The organism is Yersinia hibernica (assembly GCF_004124235.1).
Classification (GTDB): Bacteria; Pseudomonadota; Gammaproteobacteria; order Enterobacterales; family Enterobacteriaceae; genus Yersinia; species Yersinia hibernica.
Genome location: NZ_CP032487.1, coordinates 577637 through 596379, shown reverse-complemented (window position 1 = coordinate 596379; position 18743 = coordinate 577637). Strand labels below are relative to the sequence as shown.

Genomic DNA, 18743 nt, shown 5'->3' with positions numbered 1-18743 from the left:
AGGCCCTATTGTAGTTCCTGAAGACGGTTCTGAATGGCGTGGTGTCGCTATTGCCGATGCGTGACTGGCAGTGCGTCATGTGCAGCGTAGATTTTCGCGGTGAGAAAAAATGCCAAGTGTGTAAGACGGGGTCTACTGTCGGCAGTGGGATGTACAGAAGGAATAACCCCCTAAACTTCTAAATGTTAGCGCCATATCAAACGATGTTGGATAAGCTCACATTGATACAAAAAATTATATGTTCATTATCATTCCTTGATTCAATAATGTCATGCAACGATGGGGATGTAAAAATGTTTCATAGGGAGCGGACATGAGGACATCAAAAAAAGAGCTGCTGGAAATTGCTTCCTATTTATCAAGATATGGTAAAGAAAAACCGCTAAGTGATCTTACCCAGCAGCCATTGGAGCCACAGTCATGACGATTAAGCAGCCCGTCGAGGTCTGCATGATGGATTTTGCCACTTTGTGCAGCAATGGAGCAACTTTACAGCTCGACCACTACCAACGACCCTATGTTTGGGACAGACACAAGGTCAATCAGTTGCTGGAGGATTTGGACGAGTTCAGGCACAACGGCAATGGGCAGAAAGTCTATTATCTAGGTACCCTATTGCTGCATCGGAATGACGAAAAAAAAGCCCGCTTTGTAATCGATGGCCAACAGCGCCTCAGTACCCTAGCAGTGCTGTATCATGCCTTGCACAATGAATTACCCAAAGGGTTAGAATTTCATTACCGCTCTCCCATCTCAGCTCGTAATTTGCGAGTAGCACGCAAGCTAATGAGCGAACATCGTGAGTCAGCTCTAGAGCCATCCATCGTTGAGCAATTGTGTTTTACGGTGATCACAGTTGAGCGCGAAGATCTCGCTTTTACCTTTTTTGATACTCAGAATTTTCGCGGAGTACCACTTAAAGCGACTGATTTGCTCAAAGCTTATCACCTGCGGGCTGTGAACGGTCCCAACGTACAGCATGTCGAGTCATTGCAGCAAATCTGTGCTCGACGTTGGGAGCATGTTCAAATGGCAGGCCCTAGGCGGCAGGATTGTGAACAGCAAGATTTTGCACCCGAGTTGTTTCAGTACTATTTGTGGCGTGCCCGCAATTGGCGGGGTAATAAGCAAATGGAGCGTGAAGATCACGATAGTCTGCTGGAAGCCTTTCAACAACAGAGTGTTGGTGGTGGTGAGATTGATGAGATCCCGCTCTATCCGGGTTATCACAATCAATTTGCCAATTCCCTCAAATTGCAAAGCAGCGATGACTATCGCTTGGCATTGAACCCCTTACAAATTAGTGGAAGCGCGGCTAATTTACCATTTACATTGCGCCAGCCCATTCATAAAGGCATCTGTTTTTTCCTTTACGCTCAAAAATATGCCTCTTTACTTGATGATCTTTTGTACAAAGAGAATACCTGCCACGAATTAGAGGCATTCCGAGAATTTTATCGGCGTGTGGTACGTGCTAATGCCTATTACTTACAGGAGCTCTTTAACTTGGCCCTTCTGATGTATGTCGACCGTTTTGGTTATCAACATCTATTAGCCTTTGCAGTGGGTTTGGAACTAGTGTTGGGGGGATTACGTTTGGAGAAAAGTTATATCTTTAAAGAATCACCACTCAAGTACTTACGTGACGCTCCTTACAATCTGCTTGATGAGATATGTGGGGCCTATCGCCCACAAGAGGTGATGACATTCTTACGTTCTGAAATCGAACGTAGTAAGGGATACGGGAAGGCTGTCTCCATCGTCCTATCTAAGGGCGTACAGGGGCGTTACCTTAATGCGTTGCTGGATTATTTCAATCTTGATGGTATCCCTGAGGGTGACAGTTGGGTACTTAAACGTTGGCTAGGGATGGAAAAGTAGATGCAATATGAATCAAAATTAATGTCACTGGCTCAACTCATTGATGAAAAACGACTTTTCAATATTCCTATCTATCAACGCCTCTATGTATGGGGTAGTGACCAGATCAAAGTATTACTTGATGATCTAGTCTCCGCCTGTAATGCAGACAAGGATGTATTTTACTTGGGTAGTACGCTGGTGATTGAGCAAGGAAGGACAGAATCTGGGCACCCCTTGTTGGATCTGATTGATGGTCAGCAACGTTTTACCACCTTGTGGTTGCTTAGCGTAGTAATTGAGCGCCTGCTCTCATCATCGAAAAACAGTGAGCGAAGCCAAAACCCCCTTTCCTGTTTTCTCTATGCCCAGTTGGGAAATAGTCGTGAACCGCGGATTCGGTTTGCCATTCGCCCTGAGGTAAGCCGTTTTTTTGCAGCCTTACTTGATGGCCGAGCTGCATCTGATGAGCAAAAGGCCGCTGCGTTGAGTTATGCGATGCAGGTCATGGAGGGTTACTTCACCCATAGAACGGATGACACCCACCGGATTGATCTTGTCAAATTGGGTACGTTCATCCGTGATCGGGTTCAACTGGTATTGACCCTGGTACCGGCCAACACGGACCTTAACAAGTTGTTTGAAGTCATCAACAATCGCGGTGTGCAGCTGCAGCACCATGAAATTTTGAAAGCTCGCTTGCTGGCGTTACTGCCAGATAGCGCTGAGCGCGAAGCCTATGGCCAGATGTGGGATGCCTGCTCATTTATGGGGGCCTATGTCGAAAAGAACCTACGTACCGTTAAAGGAATAAAGCTGATCCCGCTTTATAATGTCGAGGATGCTAAACGAGACCGGGAGATGCTCTCTGATCCCTTGGTTATACGTGACGTACTGCTGGAATTAGGTACACAACAAGACCTCAGACACCACTCATTAGACGATATCCTCAATGATGAGACACTCCTGACGGAGCCATCTAACAATGCTTCTGAAAATAACGAGGCCTATGAAGCCGATGATGTACGCAGTATTATCGGCTTTTCCATGCTCTTACAGCATGTTTTACGCCTTTTTCTGTTACATCAGCAACGCGATGATATCAGCAAAATCCTAGACAAAGAGCTGTTACAGATCTTCCAGACTCATTGGCTGGCGGGGCTAGCCCAGTGTGAGAAATCAGAACAAGCCAATCAGATACGTCGCTTTATCAAGTTGTTGTGGCGTTGCCGCTATCTGTTTGACAAACATATCATCAAATGGATTAGCGATGATGCTAATGAAGAAAGTCATGGTATTCGTCGCCTCCGAGTGAATGAAAATCGGAACGGTTACCAAAGCCTTATTCGCGCTAGCCGTGATGCCGATAGCGGGTTTGCTATGTTACAAAGCATGCTCTATCACTCACAGCAATTGACCACCCATTACTGGCTAACTCCCCTGCTTAGTTACCTACTAAACCATGGCGGTGAAGGTGCCCACCGATACCTGCAATATCTGGACAATCACTTGCTTTGCAGTGGCAGTGAACAGCCACTGATCGAACGAACCCGTGCGTTTGTGTTAAATCCATGGTGCGATAGCTATCCGATCCGCGATATGCAGGCAGTGCTGAGAGCTGATGAGGGAACCGGATTTTCTCACTACTGGTTTTACAAGCTGGAATATATTCTTTGGGAGCATTACCGCTTTCAAAAAGGGAGTGCCTGGCAGGCATTCCGAATGACGGCCAGGAATTCAGTGGAGCATGTTTCCCCACAGCAGCCTGAGCATTTTGATTCCAACCGAGTGAGCTCTGAAATACTGGACTGTTTTGGTAATTTAGGGCTAGTTTCACGCAGTATCAACTCAGAGTACGGCAACAAACCCTATGTTGAAAAACGGGCTCGTTTCATTGAGCGTAACCAGAGCAGGGTGGACTCACTCAAGTTGGCACTTATTTATGAAAATGAGCAGTGGAATGACGTGCTAGCATTGGCTCATCAGCAACAAATGCTTGAGGAATATAACGCATATTTTTCTGAGGTGGAGCTCGGGAAATAGCCTTCAGTAGAAACCCAGTAAGTACGTTCCGCACAATTATAAACCTCGTTGATGGGTACTACATCAGGCAGGCGGACTATCAACCTGCCACTATCTTGTTCAACGCCCACGACCAGGCACCAAACCTGTATCCAGTATTCATTTACCCTACCAGCTGTTCATGAGATCATATAAGCAAATAACTTCTGGTATGGGGCTTTTCAGTCTAGATCGCTGGTCATCGGTTGAATGAATCATAGAAGACTCTGGTAACAGCAAAATCACCATTTATGTGCAGCCCCAAAATGCTGTATTTTTATACATAAAATACTTCATCATGGAAGTTGTAAGCTAAAGGAGCTCGCAGATGGTTGCATCTTGGACGTTGTGCAAATACTAATGAAGTGGGAATAAGATCTTGATACTCTTGTAGTAATTAATTTATGAGTATCTCTAAGTCTTTGAAAAGATGAGAAGAATTAAATGAAGAAAGTATCTTGTGTCGATTTGTTTTGTGGTGCAGGTGGATTAACGCATGGCCTTGTACTTGAAGGCTTACCTGTAGTTGCAGGAATTGACATGGATCCGGCCTGCAAATTTCCTTATGAATCAAACAACAATGCCAAATTTATAGAACGGGATATAAGCAAAGTAACAACAACCGAATTAGATGCATTGTTTGGCGATGCTGACATCAAAATTCTCGCTGGCTGCGCGCCTTGCCAACCATTTTCTACCTATACACAACGTTATGAATCGGATGGTAAGGATGGTAAATGGGGGCTCCTGTATGAGTTTGCACGCCTAGCAGAAGGTACTCGCCCAGACGTGATCACGATGGAAAATGTTCCTACTGTGGCTAAACACCAAGTGTTCCACGACTTCGTCGAGGCATTGAAGTGTATTGGCTACAGCGTATGGTTTAGCATTGTTGATTGCACTCATTTCGGTGTCCCACAAACACGTAAGAGAATGGTTTTATTGGCATCACTCCATGGCGAGATAAAAATGTCTTCTCCAACGTGTGCAAAACCCAAAACAGTAAGAGAAGCTATAGGCCATCTGCGCGCATTAAATGCTGGTGAAGCGGCTCCAGGAGATAAACTGCATGTTACCTCCACATTGTCAGATAAGAATCTGGAGCGTATTAAGGCCTCAAAACCAGGAGGAACTTGGCGTGACTGGCCAGAACATCTTGTTGCCGATTGTCATCGAACAGAAAGTGGCAGAACTTACGCTAGTGTTTATGGCCGTATGGAATGGGACAAACCAGCACCAACCATGACAACGCAGTGCTATGGTTTCGGAAATGGTCGATTTGGGCATCCTGAACAGAACCGCGCAATCTCCCTGAGAGAAGCGGCAATTCTTCAGAGTTTTCCCCGTAACTATGCATTTATTCCCCATGATGGGCCAGTAAGTTTAAGGATTCTAGGGCGCCTAATCGGGAATGCAGTTCCTGTTGAACTTGGCCGAGCAATTGCACGTAGCATTAATTCACATCTTGCAAATGTGAATATGGTCACTGTGGAATGACAACTCTTTACTAATCATTAGCTTCGCTGAATTAGAGCCTGGAAACAATATGGAAATTTCTAATACACCTGATATCCGAGTACAGCGAACTATTCCAGAACCCGGTCAGTTGGTTGAGGTCCGTCGGCGTCAATGGATTGTTGTGGAAGTTACTTCATCTCAATTGTTACCTGCCTCAGCTCAACAGCATGCAGTAACTTTGTCATCTATTGATGAAGATGGTTTGGGGGAAGAACTTGAGGTTATTTGGGAAATTGAGGTAGGTGCCCAGATTATTGAACGAGCTGGGCTGCCCACAATCAGTGGCCAAGACGACTCCAGCACTCTTGATGCTTTCCTTGACGCAGTGCGCTGGGGAGCAGCCACTAATGCTAACCGAGGCTTCCTGCAGGCCCCATTTCGAAGTGGCGTTAGTATAGAAGACTTCCAACTCGATCCGTTGGTGCGTGCAATTGATATGGCACGTGTCAATCTCCTCATAGCCGATGATGTCGGTTTAGGTAAGACTATCGAGGCAGGATTAATCATTCAGGAAATGCTGCTTCGGCATCGAGCCCGTACAGTCCTGATTATCTGCCCTGCGTCGCTACAGGAAAAGTGGCGGATGGAGATGCAGGAAAAGTTTGGACTGGAATTTCAAATCGTCGACACTCGCTATATCAAGCAATTACGCCGAGAACGAGGGATCCATGCCAACCCGTGGACATCGCATTCTCGTCTGATCACATCCATGGATTGGGCCAAAAGTGGCGAAGGCTTGAGAGCTATGCGCGATGTGTTGCCCTTGTATAGCAGCTACCCACGCAAGTTCGATCTATTGGTCATTGACGAAGCACATAATATCGCACCGGCTGCTGGGGCAAACTACGCATTAGAGAGTCAGAGAACGCGCTTCATCCGTTCAATCAGTCCTCACTTCCAGCACAGGTTATTTCTGACCGCTACGCCACATAATGGCTATACCGAATCCTTCACCTCACTGCTCGAACTTCTGGATGACCAACGTTTCGCCAGAAATATACTCCCGGACGATAAGCAGCTCAATCAAGTAATGATTCGTCGCCTCAAGAGCGATCTCGTCGATGCTGACGGCAATCTACTTTACGCCCAACGTAAGCTTGAAGCCTTACCGATCTTCTACACTGCCAAAGAACGCGAAATTCACTCAAAACTCAATGACTACTGTAAGAGCCGAGAACTAGGTGCAGAGAAAACCGTTAGCACATTCGGAACTGCTTTCGTGAATCAGCTACTAAAAAAACGGCTCTTTTCCTCCCCTGCGGCCTTCGCATCAACACTCGAAAAACACATCGCTAGTCTGACTTATGGAAACCTGCGTAGTGATAATAGTCCGATGGACGACCGCATCTTGCGCAAAGCTATTCTTCGTGTTGATGAAGATTACGCTAACGACCAAGAGGTAGAGAACGCGCAATCTGAGGCTGTTGAAGAAGCTTCATGTCGAGCTCAGCCGCTCACGACCGACCAGCAACAAATGCTGAGTGAACTACGTAAATGGGCACAGATAGCCAGAAACCAAGTCGATTCCAAAGCTAAAGCCGTGCTCAGCTGGCTTGATACCAATCTGAAAACAAACGGTCATTGGAACGAACATCGGGTAATTCTGTTCACTGAATATCGCACTACCCTCCAGTGGATACATGAGATCCTAGCCAGCCATGGATTTGGTGGGGAGCGCCTTGCGATCTTACATGGTGGTATAGCGCAGGACGAACGTGAGAAAGTAAAAGCAGCCTTCCAGACCGCTCCCAAAGACTCTGCCGTTCGTATTCTTCTTGCTACCGATGCAGCATCTGAAGGTATCGATCTGCAGAACCACTGTAACTGCTTAATCCATCTTGAGATTCCCTACAATCCCAATGTCATGGAGCAGCGCAATGGTCGTATTGACCGTCATGGTCAACGCCAGAAAGAAGTATTGATCTGGCATCCTGTCGATGGCGATGAAAATAGCCAAGCTAGCATTGGAGGCCATAGTGGAGACATCATCCGAGCTCTACGTAAGCTCGAATCTATGCGATCAGACATGGGTAGTGTCAATCCGGTTATCGCGCCACAGATGTCGAAGTTGATTGAAGGATCTATCAGGGGTTTTGATACTCGTATTGCAGAAGCTCGGATTGCCAAAACTAAACGATTCGTTAGCGCCGATCGTGAACTGAAAGAGCGGATAGCCCGGTTACACGACCGGCTACTATCCACTCAAAACGATTTCCATCTCACGCCAAAACATATCCTTATGGCTGTAAATACGGGACTTTCTTTGGCAGGCCGACCACATTTGGAGCCGTTTGCTCTTCCGGATGCTCCAGCTGGTTCAACATTCAAAATGCCAGCATTGTCAGGATCCTGGGCTCGTTGCCTGGAGGGGCTACGCCATCCCTATACTCTGCAAACTCGCCCTATCACCTTTGACCATACCGTTGCGAGAGGACGTGACGATGTCGTACTCGTTCATTTGAATCATCGACTGGTACAGATGTGCCTACGTCTGTTACGAGCAGAAGTATGGGCTCGCGATGACGTGAAGAAGTTGCATCGTGTTACTGTACGTTCGGTGCCCGACACACTAATTGATGGCCTTGCCGTAGTAGTTAGTTCAAGGCTGGTTATCACCGGAGGCAATTACCATCGCCTCCACGAAGAGTTGACAACAGCTGGAGGTTATCTTGGGGATAAATCCTTCCGCCGTGAAGAAGGGGTCAGTAAAGTTCAGCTATGGCTAGATAATAGTAAGCCAATGACAGCTTCTGACTCACTATTTGATGATATCCGTATTCGTTTTGAGCGTGCACAACACGCTATTTTACAGTCAGTGAACGCTAGGTCAAAAGACCGGCTCAAAGATTTGAGTAATACTCTTCAGCTCAGTAAGAATCGAGAATTGACGGACATTAGCACAGTGCTTGATGAACTTGAAAAAACCATCTGTATCGAATTAAAAAAAGATCAACAACCTGAGCAATTTTCACTGTTCTCAGAGGATGAACGAACCCAGCTCAAACGTGACACCGCAGCTCTGAAAGCTCGCCTTTTACGTATTCCTGAAGAGCGTGAACAGGAGATCCAAGCCATCGAAACTCGCTACGCTAAACTCGACGATCGTACTTTTCCCGTTGCTGTTACCTTCCTAGTACCTGAATCTACTGTTCAGAGGGGGGAAGCATGAGTATGGCCAGCATACACGATGATTGGCTCTCGCTAATCGACATTTCAGGCCCCTTCCTTGCTGTACCAGTACTAAAAGATGCATTCCCGCAAGGGCTGGAAGAGCTAGACGCTGCTAAGCGCAAACGACTGCGCCAAGCTTACGATGAGTGGCGAGAAGCACTGGAACAAGAAGATCCTCAGTTCAACAAATTGCATTTCGCGTGGATTGAAGAAGTTCTTTCACGTGGCCTTGAGTTTGATGAGGACGGGAAAGGTGATGTACTGAAGGGCACAGATTGGTGCGCCGCCAACTTGAACACTTTTCTCCCTGATCATGGCATAGCTCTGTCACCTACTCTAGCAATTGTCGACGAGCAATGTGCGAACAAGCCTTTGATGCTCATTCATACCTATGCGCAAGATATCGATCTTGACGCAACGTTGAAAATAGACGGATGGGCCACTACACCCACGGAACGTATGGTTCAGCTGTGCCGCTCTAGGGAGTGTCGCCTTGGTTTGGTGACCAATGGCGAACGCTGGATGCTGGTGGATGCCCCTGTAGGCGCTGTCACCAGCTTCGCCAGCTGGTATGCTCGAATCTGGAACCAGGAGCCCATAACACTGCAGGCCTTCGTGCACCTGCTCGGTATCCGCCGTTTCTTCGTCGATGAATCCGAACAACTACCCGCATTGTTCGACAGTTCTCTGAAATATCAGGATGAAGTAACCGATGCACTGGGAGAACAAGTACGTCGCGCTGTAGAAGTATTAATCCAGTCCCTTGATAAAGCTGATCAGGATCGCAACCGTGAACTACTTTACAACGTAAAAGAATCCGAACTCTATGAAGCGGCTCTGACAGTGATGATGCGCTTAGTGTTTCTGCTCTCGGCAGAGGAGCGCGGCCTGCTTCTTTTGGGCGATGAACGATACGAAGCCAACTATGCACTTTCCACCTTACGTATGCAGTTACGCAAGGTACCCGAAGAAATCCTAGAACGACGCTGGGATGCCTGGTCGCGCCTACTGGCGGTCTTCCGTGCTGTTTTCTGCGGGGTGGAACATGAAAATCTTCGTCTGCCTGCACTGGGTAGTTCACTATTCGATCCTGATCATTTTCCTTTTCTGGAAGGACGGGCTAAAGGTTCCAGTTGGCGGACAGATACAGCCAAGCCACTGCCGATTGATAACCGCACAGTTCTGTTGTTGCTAGAGGCTATCCAGCAATTCCAGGGCCGAACACTCTCATATCGCGCACTGGACGTCGAACAAATCGGTTACGTGTATGAAGGTCTGCTGGAACGCACCGTAAGGCGCACCGATGAAGTCACACTGGAACTGGATGCCACCAAGAAATCACAGTATCCATGGGTCAAACTAGCCGAGCTAGATTCAGCAAGCATGAACAGTCCTGAGAAGCTAGTTGAGTTGCTGCAAGAGCGCTTCGGTAGTTCTGTCAGCCGGGTGCGCAAAGATCTGGCCAGGGACGTTGATGATACCTTGGCTGATCGCCTACTCACTACCTGCCAAGGTGACATCCAGTTACGTGACCGTATCAAACCTTACGCCCATCTGCTGCGCACTGACCCTTGGGGTTATCCGCTAGTCTACCCCGCTGGTGCCTTCATCGTCACAAGCGGTTCCAACCGACGCGAGACTGGCACCCACTACACACCAAAATCGCTTACTGAAAACATCGTTACTGAAACGCTAACACCGATAGCCTACATCGGCCCGGCTGAAGGCACACCGCGTAAAGCGTGGCAACTCAAATCCCCCACTGAACTACTCGACCTTAAAATCTGTGACCCTGCGATGGGTTCGGGTGCTTTTCTGGTACAGGCTTGTCGCTGGTTGGCCGATCGCCTCGTCGAAGCCTGGTCGCAGGCTGAAGCAACAGGAAAAATGATAAGTGTGGACGGAGACGTACTGGAGGATCTGGATACTAAGGAGCGGCTACCACGAGATACTGATGCACGTATCGTAATAGCCCGACGCCTCATCGCCGAGCAATGCTTATATGGTGTAGATTTGAACCCGCTGGCAGTCGAGCTTGCCAAGCTTTCCATCTGGCTGGTAACACTGGCGAAAGGGCTGCCCTTCGGCTTTCTTGATCACAGTCTGCGTTGTGGAGACAGTCTGCTTGGTATTCATCGGTTGGACCAGCTCACCAAATTATGCATGACACCAGAACAAAAGGGAAAACGAAGTGACCGTCTGTTTGGCAAAGACATAGAGAGATCAGTACGACAAGCAATCGAACTTCGCCAACGTTTGCGCGCTATGCCAATACGTGACATTCACGACGTAGAGATCATGGCTAGTTTAGATGCTAGGTCTCGTGGCCATCTTGAAGTGCATAAACTAATTGCCGATGCGTTTATTACCGAGGTATTGGTCTCCGGGGGCAATTCGCCCACACTAGAGAATGCGCTTTCCTCACTCTCCATTTTGGCAGACCAGGCAGTAGGTGGAAGCATTGAGGCTACTCAATCTATTGCAAACCGTATTTCCAACTCCTTTACCAGTGATCTGACACTTGGACATGCACGGCGGCCATTCCATTGGCCTTTAGAATTTCCCGAAGTTTTTTTAAGAGAACGATCCGGATTTGATGCATTCGTAGGAAACCCACCATTTCTCGGTAATCGCCTATGGAAAAGTTCAATGGGTGATAAGTTGCAATGGCAATGTCAGATGATTCTAGGAACACCGCCCGGTAAAATCGACTTAAGTGTTGTCTTCCATCGGCGTGTTGTCGATTTGCTTCGAGCAGATGGATGTTATGGTTTGCTGGCCGCAAGCAACATCGCCGAAGGAAGCGCGGTTGCTATTGGTCTGGGTATGATCGTTAAAAACGGTCACATATATTTCTCCAGAAAAGGTATGCCATGGCCTGGTACAGCTTCTGTAGTTGTTGCTGTTATTGGTTTTTTCAAAGGACGATGGGCAGGAAAATGTGATTCTGAGGGGAATTCTTGTAATCGTATCGGTGCACGTTTAGAACCGGAAGCTACGGATACTTGGATACCCAAAGAGCAGCCTGATTCTATCATAAGTTTTGAGGGCGTAAATAATAGCAAGGGGATGGCATTTGTATTAACCGAAGAAAATCCTTGGTTCTATCAACTCAAAAACGAATCGAATAGCCTTCTGCGCCCATACATCACCGGAGACGATATAACAAGTTATGCACTTCGTAGAACCGACCGTTGGGCTCTGGATATCGCAGACAGAAATCTGGAAGACATTGAGAAAAACTGGCCCATTGCATTCCAATTTTTAATTCAAGAAGTTCAACCAACCCGAACTCCTCAAGCCTTGAAAAGCTACAAAGGACTCTATGACCGTTGGTGGCAATTCTGGAACCATCGAGCCGAGCTCATGCGCAAGTTGCGCAAACAAGAATATTTCATTGCCTTCGCAAAGGTGACCAAGTATCCGTTTTGCTTAATGACTCCCACTGAATGGATCTATACAAATAAAATCCTGCTTATTGGTGCAGATAGAGATGATCTTTATGCCATTTGTTTAAGCTCATTTTTCCGAAGCTGGCTCTATGCATTCTCTGTCCGTAGTTTGGGGGCAGACACTAATACACTCACGCTTTCCATTCGAGAAGCTGTATCAACTTTCACGTTACCAATAACGAGAGTTTCGAATGTCGGTTGTAACTATGCACAACGTTTTCAAAACGTTCTCGTCGCATGGAGCGAGCAAAATAACTGTGGTTTAACCAGCGCAATGAATGCCGTAAACACGCCAAGCTACAATGATCCCGTCATAAACGAACTACGCCAAATAATGGTTGGAATAGACGCTGAAGTTGCACAGGCTTATGGATGGAATGATCTTGATATTTCATACGATTTTCAGGAGTTCAATAGTGGCTCAGTAAGAGACCCGTGGCGCTGGGCACTTTCAGAAGACCTAACAACAGAGTTGATGCGACGACTTACTGAGCTAAACCGGCAACGTTTTGAGGAGTTTTCGTTGACTCAGAAAAATGCTGCTAATCCAGTTAAACGCGGGCGCCGCTCAAAAGCAGACGCTACGGTAAACTTACTTGATTTGTCTGATGGTGCGAACTAATGACTAATCTCTCTACTGATCGTCCAAGCTCAGACCCGATAGAACAATATATTGACACTCAAGCTTGCTATGAGCGCCTGATAGGCCTGCGACAAAAAGGCCTCGTTCCAGACTCTGCACGAGAATCGCTAGAACAGTTCCTAAAAGAGTTTGAAATGCTCAAGGCAGGTAAGAATCCAGATGGCGTTGGTGCATTTGATGATTGATGGGAAGCACATATGACTGATAACAACAAATCTAGTAAAACACCGAACGCTTGGATCGCCATTGACCATAACTTTTCAAGAGCTCAAGTATTAACATACTACACGCTACAGTTAAAAGGTGAACATTCACTGCACCAAGCCATCTCCGACAATGATTGGATCTTAGTCCTAGATACTACAGGTAATATCACGCGAGTTGGACGAATCCTGCGGATACGTTCTGATCTTGAAACCACAACTATCTTTTTCGATCGAATGTTGCAGGTTAAGTCGGTGGTTTCGATCGGCATAACCCCATTCAAATTTCCTCCCAAAGACAGAGCGGGTCGTATCCAATGGACTGACTTCATTGAGACCTTGCCTAAAGAGTTCCACATAACCATTGCAGACATACCAAAGATCGAGGATCAAACTTACATCCGCGAACTGCTGCAACTGGCGGTGATGGACGACTTGCTTGGCCCTGCTGGTGGCCCTAATGAGCTCATCGTCGATATGGGTGTACGCGACCGCTACCTAGTTGGCAAACTCGCCCCACGTGAAGCAGCCGAAAGAGGACAAGAGTTTCCTGTTGATGCTGACGATATTGAAGATCAAGAGCCAGACCTGATCGTCAAAGCGAAGACTGCAAAGGTGAACTCTCCCTCAGTCCTTGGTAGCGGCGAAACCGACACGGCAGAAGAGATTGATGCCGCCAGCAATCAGTCATTGGTGCCCAGTAGCCTCGGCATGACTTTCTGCGTGGATGGCGACGTCGATCGGGTTGAGATCGAAGCGCGTTGGGGACGGTATGAGCGTGTGCCAAATGATGAACATCAATTCTTTAAGTCCAATGGGCAAAAAGCTAAGGTGTGGAAACGCATTCCTTGTGGCGGCAAGATCGTACTCCCCCTGATCGAAGGCTCGATTTCACACAATGCTCCGGATAGTACTTCCCCGGAAGTTAGAGTGCAGGGCTCTATTCGAGCCAAAAATGACAATGGTGATCGACTGATTACACTCTTCCTCGTTAATGCGCAGGAAGAACCGGATACAAACCGTGATACGGCATGGGTGTTTCAACCAGAGCTGATCGTTCGAGCAGAGAAAGATGCTGCCAAGCCTGCCATTTTCAGGCGCAGGCCGGTACTAGATGCAGATGGTATGGACCCAGAGCGCGAAGCACTTGAGATGATCTACCGAGATCGTGTCGAGTTCGCCGTGGGTCATGGAGTTGCAGTTCATGCAGAAATAGCGGATGACGTCACACTAGCCACCGAAGTGCGTACCACAGTGATGCCACAGTACGAAGTTCAGGCAACTGAGACTCCTGGGCTTGAGCTATCCGATCGTCCAGCTATGCGAGAAATGGTCAGCAGTGGTCTGCTTGATATGCAACGACTAGCCACTTTGGACATTGACCCATTAGTTGATGCCTTGAGTGTGCTAACTAATGACTACGCTACCTGGATTGATGAACAGAACTTGAATGTGAGCAGCAAGGCCAAGGGCTTCAAAACCCAAGCCCAAGCGGCCTTAGATCGTTGTCAGGAGATCCATACCCGCCTGCAACAAGGTATCAATACACTTAAGCATAATGAGAATGCTCTGGCGGCCTTCCGTTTCGCCAACCAAGCGATGGCCACGCAGCGTATACGCAGCTTGTATGCACTTGCCATGCGCCGAGGCGAGGACGTTACCCTAGATAAGTTCGATGCTCTGAAGAACCGCAGCTGGCGTCCATTCCAGTTAGCTTTTCTGTTGCTGTCGATTCCATCCCTGGCGGATCCGTGTCACCCAGACCGAGTCAAACCTATTGAGGCTTATGCGGACCTGTTGTGGTTTCCTACCGGGGGTGGTAAGACTGAAGCCTATCTGGGTGTAGCCGCCTTCACCATGGCCATTCGACGTATGCAGGGCAATCTAGGCGGGTACGATAGCTCACGTGGTTTGACTGTGATAATGCGTTACACCCTTCGTTTGCTGACACTGCAACAGTTCCAGCGTGCTACAGCACTTATTTGTGCAATGGAAGTGCTGCGACGCGAGGCACTAAATAAGGGTGATAAGTCCCTCGGAACGGAGCCATTCACTATTGGCCTATGGGTCGGCAATAAAGTGACTCCGGGAACGACTGAAGATAGCCATAATGCTATCGAAAAAACACGTAACCCGGGTAGTTATAATGCGGGAACAGCCTCACCCGTCCAACTTACCAGCTGTCCATGGTGTGGTACCGAAATCATTCCTGGGCAAGATGTCGAAGTTAAAAAGGATAAAGCTGGCGGCCGAACGTTTATCTATTGTGGTGACAAAAAAGGACGTTGCGAATTTTCCAAGGGAAAGTCCAGCAAGCAACTACACCCTGGAATACCAGTACTGGTGGTAGATGAAGAAATCTACCATCGTCCTCCGACAATGATGATTGCCACAGTGGATAAGTTCGCCATGATGGCATGGCGTGGCCAAGTGCGGACTCTTTTTGGCCGAGTTGAAAAAGAATGTGAGCGGCACGGTTTACTCTGGCCTGGGGCCAATTGCACTGGAAACCACCAAGCATTCAAAGGACAACCTTCAGCTAAAGTGAAGGCCATCCCCCCCATCCGACCACCTGATTTAATAATCCAGGATGAGTTCCACCTAATAAGTGGGCCACTGGGTACCATGGTAGGTTTGTATGAAACTGCCGTCGATGAGCTGTGTAGCTGGACGCTCAACGGAAAAACAGTAAAACCGAAAATCATCGCCTCAACGGCGACGGTGCGCAAAGCCAAAGAACAAGTAAATAATGTATTTATGCGTCAAGTTTCGGTATTCCCGCCACATGGACTAGATGTGGAAGATAACTTCTTCTCAGTTCAACGCCACATTAAGGATAAATTTGGGCGACGTTATCTGGGAGTCTGCTCACCCGGTAGCTCGCGCCCAGCAATGCTTATTCGTGTCTATACCGCTTTCTTAACTGCGGCACAGGAACTATTTGACCACTTCGGTGAACCTGCTGATCCTTATATGACTATGGTCGGCTACTTCAACTCTCTGCGTGAACTAGGTGGAATGAAGCGATTGGCAGAAGATGATGTGCAGACACGTTCCTATCGCGTGCAAATGAGCATGGTGGAACGGCCTGCATTGGCACAACGTAGTGTCAACAACATCCGCGAATTGACTTCTCGTGTATCCAGCCAGGATATCCCAAAGTACCTCGACAATCTTGAGGTCAAGTTTAAGGCCGAGTTTGATAACTCTGCAGGTAAATACGTAACGAAATGGCAGGAGGGTGATACTCGTGCTATTGATGTAGTGCTGGCGACCAATATGCTATCAGTGGGAGTCGATGTGAATAGACTCGGCCTGATGGCAGTGAATGGACAACCTAAGGGAACGGCCGAGTATATTCAGGCTACCAGTCGTGTTGGACGTTCATTCCCCGGCCTAGTTTGCACCGTACTTACGTGGGCCCGACCGCGTGACCTCTCTCATTACGAAACATTCGAACATTACCACGCCACCTTCTACAAGCATGTTGAGGCACAATCGGTAACGCCATTCTCTCCACGTGCTATGGATCGTGGTTTGACAGGGTCGTTGCTAAGTCTTATGCGTCTGAAGAATAACGAGTTCAGCCCGAATGAAGGTGCGGGTAAATTGGATATGTCAAACCAGAGTGAACTCGCTCATGCAATTGAAGTTTTAGCGACTCGTGCAGGCAATGTAGCAGAAGATAATACACGTAAGTTGTTAGCTGAAAATGAACTGAAAGAGCGTGCCGACGAATGGGCCAAAGAGGCCAGTAAAGGCGGACGAATTTTGGGATATGAAAAGAGAGGCCCCGAAAAAGACAAGACTGTGGCGTTGATCAAATCACCAGGGCTTCAAGCGTGGGACAACTGGACTGTACCTATGTCAATGCGAGAAGTTGAGTCTGGAGTACGCCTGATTATGGACACCAAATTTATCAAGGACGATCACGATTGGAAGCCTCGTCCTGCAACGAATGACGAGGATTGAATATGATCATCAATAACAAAACTCCAGTCGGCGAAGTACGCCCAAGCCAGTTGCTATGGACTTATGGGCCTGGCGCGCTAATCGATCTACCGAGCCTATCTGTAGTGACACTAGGTATTGACCAGTGGGAGCGAGATCGCTGCCAGCCAATTCAAGAGGCCCGGCTTCTTGCTGCTGTTCGGAAAGTATTAGGATCACAAGTCGAAAATTTGAGAATGCCGCCCTTTCAGAAAAGTGAGCTCGTTGACCCTTGGTCAGCCGAGGCCAACATAGGTGTACCTGTTCGTCCATTTCCTCGCTGGATGCGCTGTGTAAAGTGTGGTTTGTTGTCGCCCTTTGATGATGGTCTGCTTGAGATCAGAGAGGATCGATTCAGGGCCGAACGAACTCGCTTTGTTCACAAAGGTTGTACAGGTTCTAAAAGGAATTTACCCGCTAAGGATGCTGATGCCGTTCCAGCACGTTTTCTGCTTGCCTGTCGTGACGGTCACCTAGATGACTTTCCTTGGCACTACTTTGTCCATGGTGGCAATAGTACCTGCAAAGGGACACTGCGCTTCTTTGAGAGCGGTGCATCCTTACAAACCGAAAACCTGTGGGTACGGTGTGATAGCTGTGAGGCATCACGAAGCATGGCCCATGCCTTCGGCAAAGCCGGTAAAGAAAATCTTCCAGCTTGTCGAGGTCGCCACCCACATTTGGATCAATTCGACATTGACTGCGGTGAAGAACCACGGGCAGTACTGCTAGGAGCCACAAACAGCTGGTTTCCGATAACGCTTTCTGCATTGGCCATACCCCAAACAAAAAATCCTCTCAGTCAGTTGATTCAAGATGGATGGCCGTTCTTTGAAGCAATTACAGCTGAAGTCATGGTTCCCATCGTTGTGCAGACACTCAAGCTAACTGGCGGTCTCCCTGGAATCGACAAATATAGCGTGTCAGACATCTGGTCAGCCATCGAAATGCATCGTTCTGGTGGCGATAGCGAATTTGTAGGTGAAGCCGATATCAAAGGTCCAGAATGGGAAGTGCTGACAGAGGCCAACCCTCCCACGGATTATCCACACTTCATGAGTAAGAAGATCGGAACCCCAGCACAATTCATACCGTACATCAGCCGTGTATTACTACTTGAACGACTACGAGAGGTTAATGCTCTGCTTGGTTTTACTCGAGTAGAGGCGCCAGAAGGATCCGGAGAGATAAATGAACGTCCTCAGATGGCTAGCTTGGCACGCAATAAACCTGAATGGGTGCCAGCTAACCAGGTGCATGGGGAAGGTATCTTCATCCAATTCGATGAAAAAGCTCTTGTAGATTGGGAATCACTGGATGCCGTCAAGCAAGTAGACAAGATGCTTCGTGGTGGGCATACCGGTTGGCGTAACTCTCGTAATCTCGATCCGAATGAAGATTACCCAGGTATCCGATATGCCATGCTGCATACCCTATCTCATTTGTTGATCCGTGAACTAGCCCTGGAATGTGGATACAACGCAGCAAGTATTCGCGAACGTATCTATGCTGATACATCAAACGGCAGTCCACAAGCTGGTATCTTGATCTACACGGCAGCAGCTGATTCTGATGGCACACTGGGTGGTCTTGTAGATCTTGGTAAACCAGAGAATCTTGGTCGCCTGCTGGTACAAGCATTAAATCGTTCTAAGATCTGTTCTTCTGACCCACTATGTTCTGAACATAACCCGGAGAAAGATCGGTCATTACATGCCGCAGCCTGCCATGCATGTACTCTGGTAGCAGAAACCTCTTGTGAGCAAGGCAATCGCTATTTGGATCGATCACTATTAGTACCAACACTTGAGCGTATTCACGCTGCATTTTTTAAGGGTTTTTAAC

At 47.8% G+C, this 18743-nt stretch carries 9 protein-coding genes; all 9 read left to right on the top strand.

What is annotated here, in order from left to right:
• Positions 1 to 56: 56 nt before the first annotated feature.
• The 9 genes from D5F51_RS22955 (at position 57) to drmB (ending at position 18742) form a co-directional block, all read left to right on the top strand.
• A complete protein-coding gene (locus D5F51_RS22955; RefSeq protein WP_161623231.1) occupies positions 57 to 182 on the top strand; it encodes a putative zinc ribbon protein in 126 nt (41 codons plus the stop codon).
• 238 nt (positions 183 to 420) lie between these two features.
• The gene (locus D5F51_RS02815; RefSeq protein WP_129195543.1) at positions 421 to 1881 is read left to right on the top strand and encodes a DUF262 domain-containing protein; all 1461 of its coding nucleotides are present in this window, start codon (positions 421 to 423) and stop codon (positions 1879 to 1881) included.
• Positions 1882 to 3903 carry a DUF262 domain-containing protein gene (locus tag D5F51_RS02810; protein ID WP_129195542.1) on the top strand — a complete coding sequence of 674 codons (2022 nt, stop codon included), beginning with the start codon at positions 1882 to 1884 and terminating at the stop codon, positions 3901 to 3903.
• A gap of 462 nt (positions 3904 to 4365) precedes the next feature.
• Positions 4366 to 5418, top strand: a complete 1053-nt coding sequence (locus D5F51_RS02805) for a DNA cytosine methyltransferase (protein ID WP_129195541.1) — start codon at positions 4366 to 4368, stop codon at positions 5416 to 5418.
• 49 nt (positions 5419 to 5467) lie between these two features.
• Entirely contained in the window at positions 5468 to 8608 is a 3141-nt protein-coding gene (drmD, locus tag D5F51_RS02800) for a DISARM system SNF2-like helicase DrmD (protein ID WP_129195540.1), read from the top strand.
• Positions 8605 to 12684, top strand: a complete 4080-nt coding sequence (locus D5F51_RS02795) for an Eco57I restriction-modification methylase domain-containing protein (RefSeq protein WP_186368153.1) — start codon at positions 8605 to 8607, stop codon at positions 12682 to 12684. The genes drmD and D5F51_RS02795 overlap by 4 nt, the downstream gene beginning before the upstream one ends.
• Positions 12684 to 12890, top strand: coding sequence for a hypothetical protein (locus D5F51_RS02790; RefSeq protein ID WP_129195539.1), 207 nt, complete (start codon positions 12684 to 12686; stop codon positions 12888 to 12890). Before D5F51_RS02795 ends, D5F51_RS02790 begins: the two co-directional genes overlap by 1 nt.
• A gap of 12 nt (positions 12891 to 12902) precedes the next feature.
• Positions 12903 to 16880, top strand: a complete 3978-nt coding sequence (gene drmA / locus D5F51_RS02785; protein ID WP_129195538.1) for a DISARM system helicase DrmA — start codon at positions 12903 to 12905, stop codon at positions 16878 to 16880.
• A gap of 2 nt (positions 16881 to 16882) precedes the next feature.
• On the top strand, positions 16883 to 18742 hold the full coding sequence (drmB, locus tag D5F51_RS02780; protein ID WP_046458785.1) for a DUF1998 domain-containing protein: 1860 nt from the start codon (positions 16883 to 16885) through the stop codon (positions 18740 to 18742).
• The last annotated feature ends 1 nt before the right edge of the window (position 18743 follow it).

What these genes read in the sequence shown, in the direction of transcription:
- drmA (WP_129195538.1), top strand. Translation starts at nt 12,903, where the DNA reads ATGACTGATAACAACAAATCTAGTAAAACACCGAACGCTTGGATCGCC.
- D5F51_RS02790 (WP_129195539.1), top strand. Translation starts at nt 12,684, where the DNA reads ATGACTAATCTCTCTACTGATCGTCCAAGCTCAGACCCGATAGAACAA.
- D5F51_RS02810 (WP_129195542.1), top strand. Translation starts at nt 1,882, where the DNA reads ATGCAATATGAATCAAAATTAATGTCACTGGCTCAACTCATTGATGAA.
- D5F51_RS02815 (WP_129195543.1), top strand. Translation starts at nt 421, where the DNA reads ATGACGATTAAGCAGCCCGTCGAGGTCTGCATGATGGATTTTGCCACT.
- drmB (WP_046458785.1), top strand. Translation starts at nt 16,883, where the DNA reads ATGATCATCAATAACAAAACTCCAGTCGGCGAAGTACGCCCAAGCCAG.
- D5F51_RS22955 (WP_161623231.1), top strand. Translation starts at nt 57, where the DNA reads ATGCGTGACTGGCAGTGCGTCATGTGCAGCGTAGATTTTCGCGGTGAG.
- drmD (WP_129195540.1), top strand. Translation starts at nt 5,468, where the DNA reads ATGGAAATTTCTAATACACCTGATATCCGAGTACAGCGAACTATTCCA.
- D5F51_RS02795 (WP_186368153.1), top strand. Translation starts at nt 8,605, where the DNA reads ATGAGTATGGCCAGCATACACGATGATTGGCTCTCGCTAATCGACATT.
- D5F51_RS02805 (WP_129195541.1), top strand. Translation starts at nt 4,366, where the DNA reads ATGAAGAAAGTATCTTGTGTCGATTTGTTTTGTGGTGCAGGTGGATTA.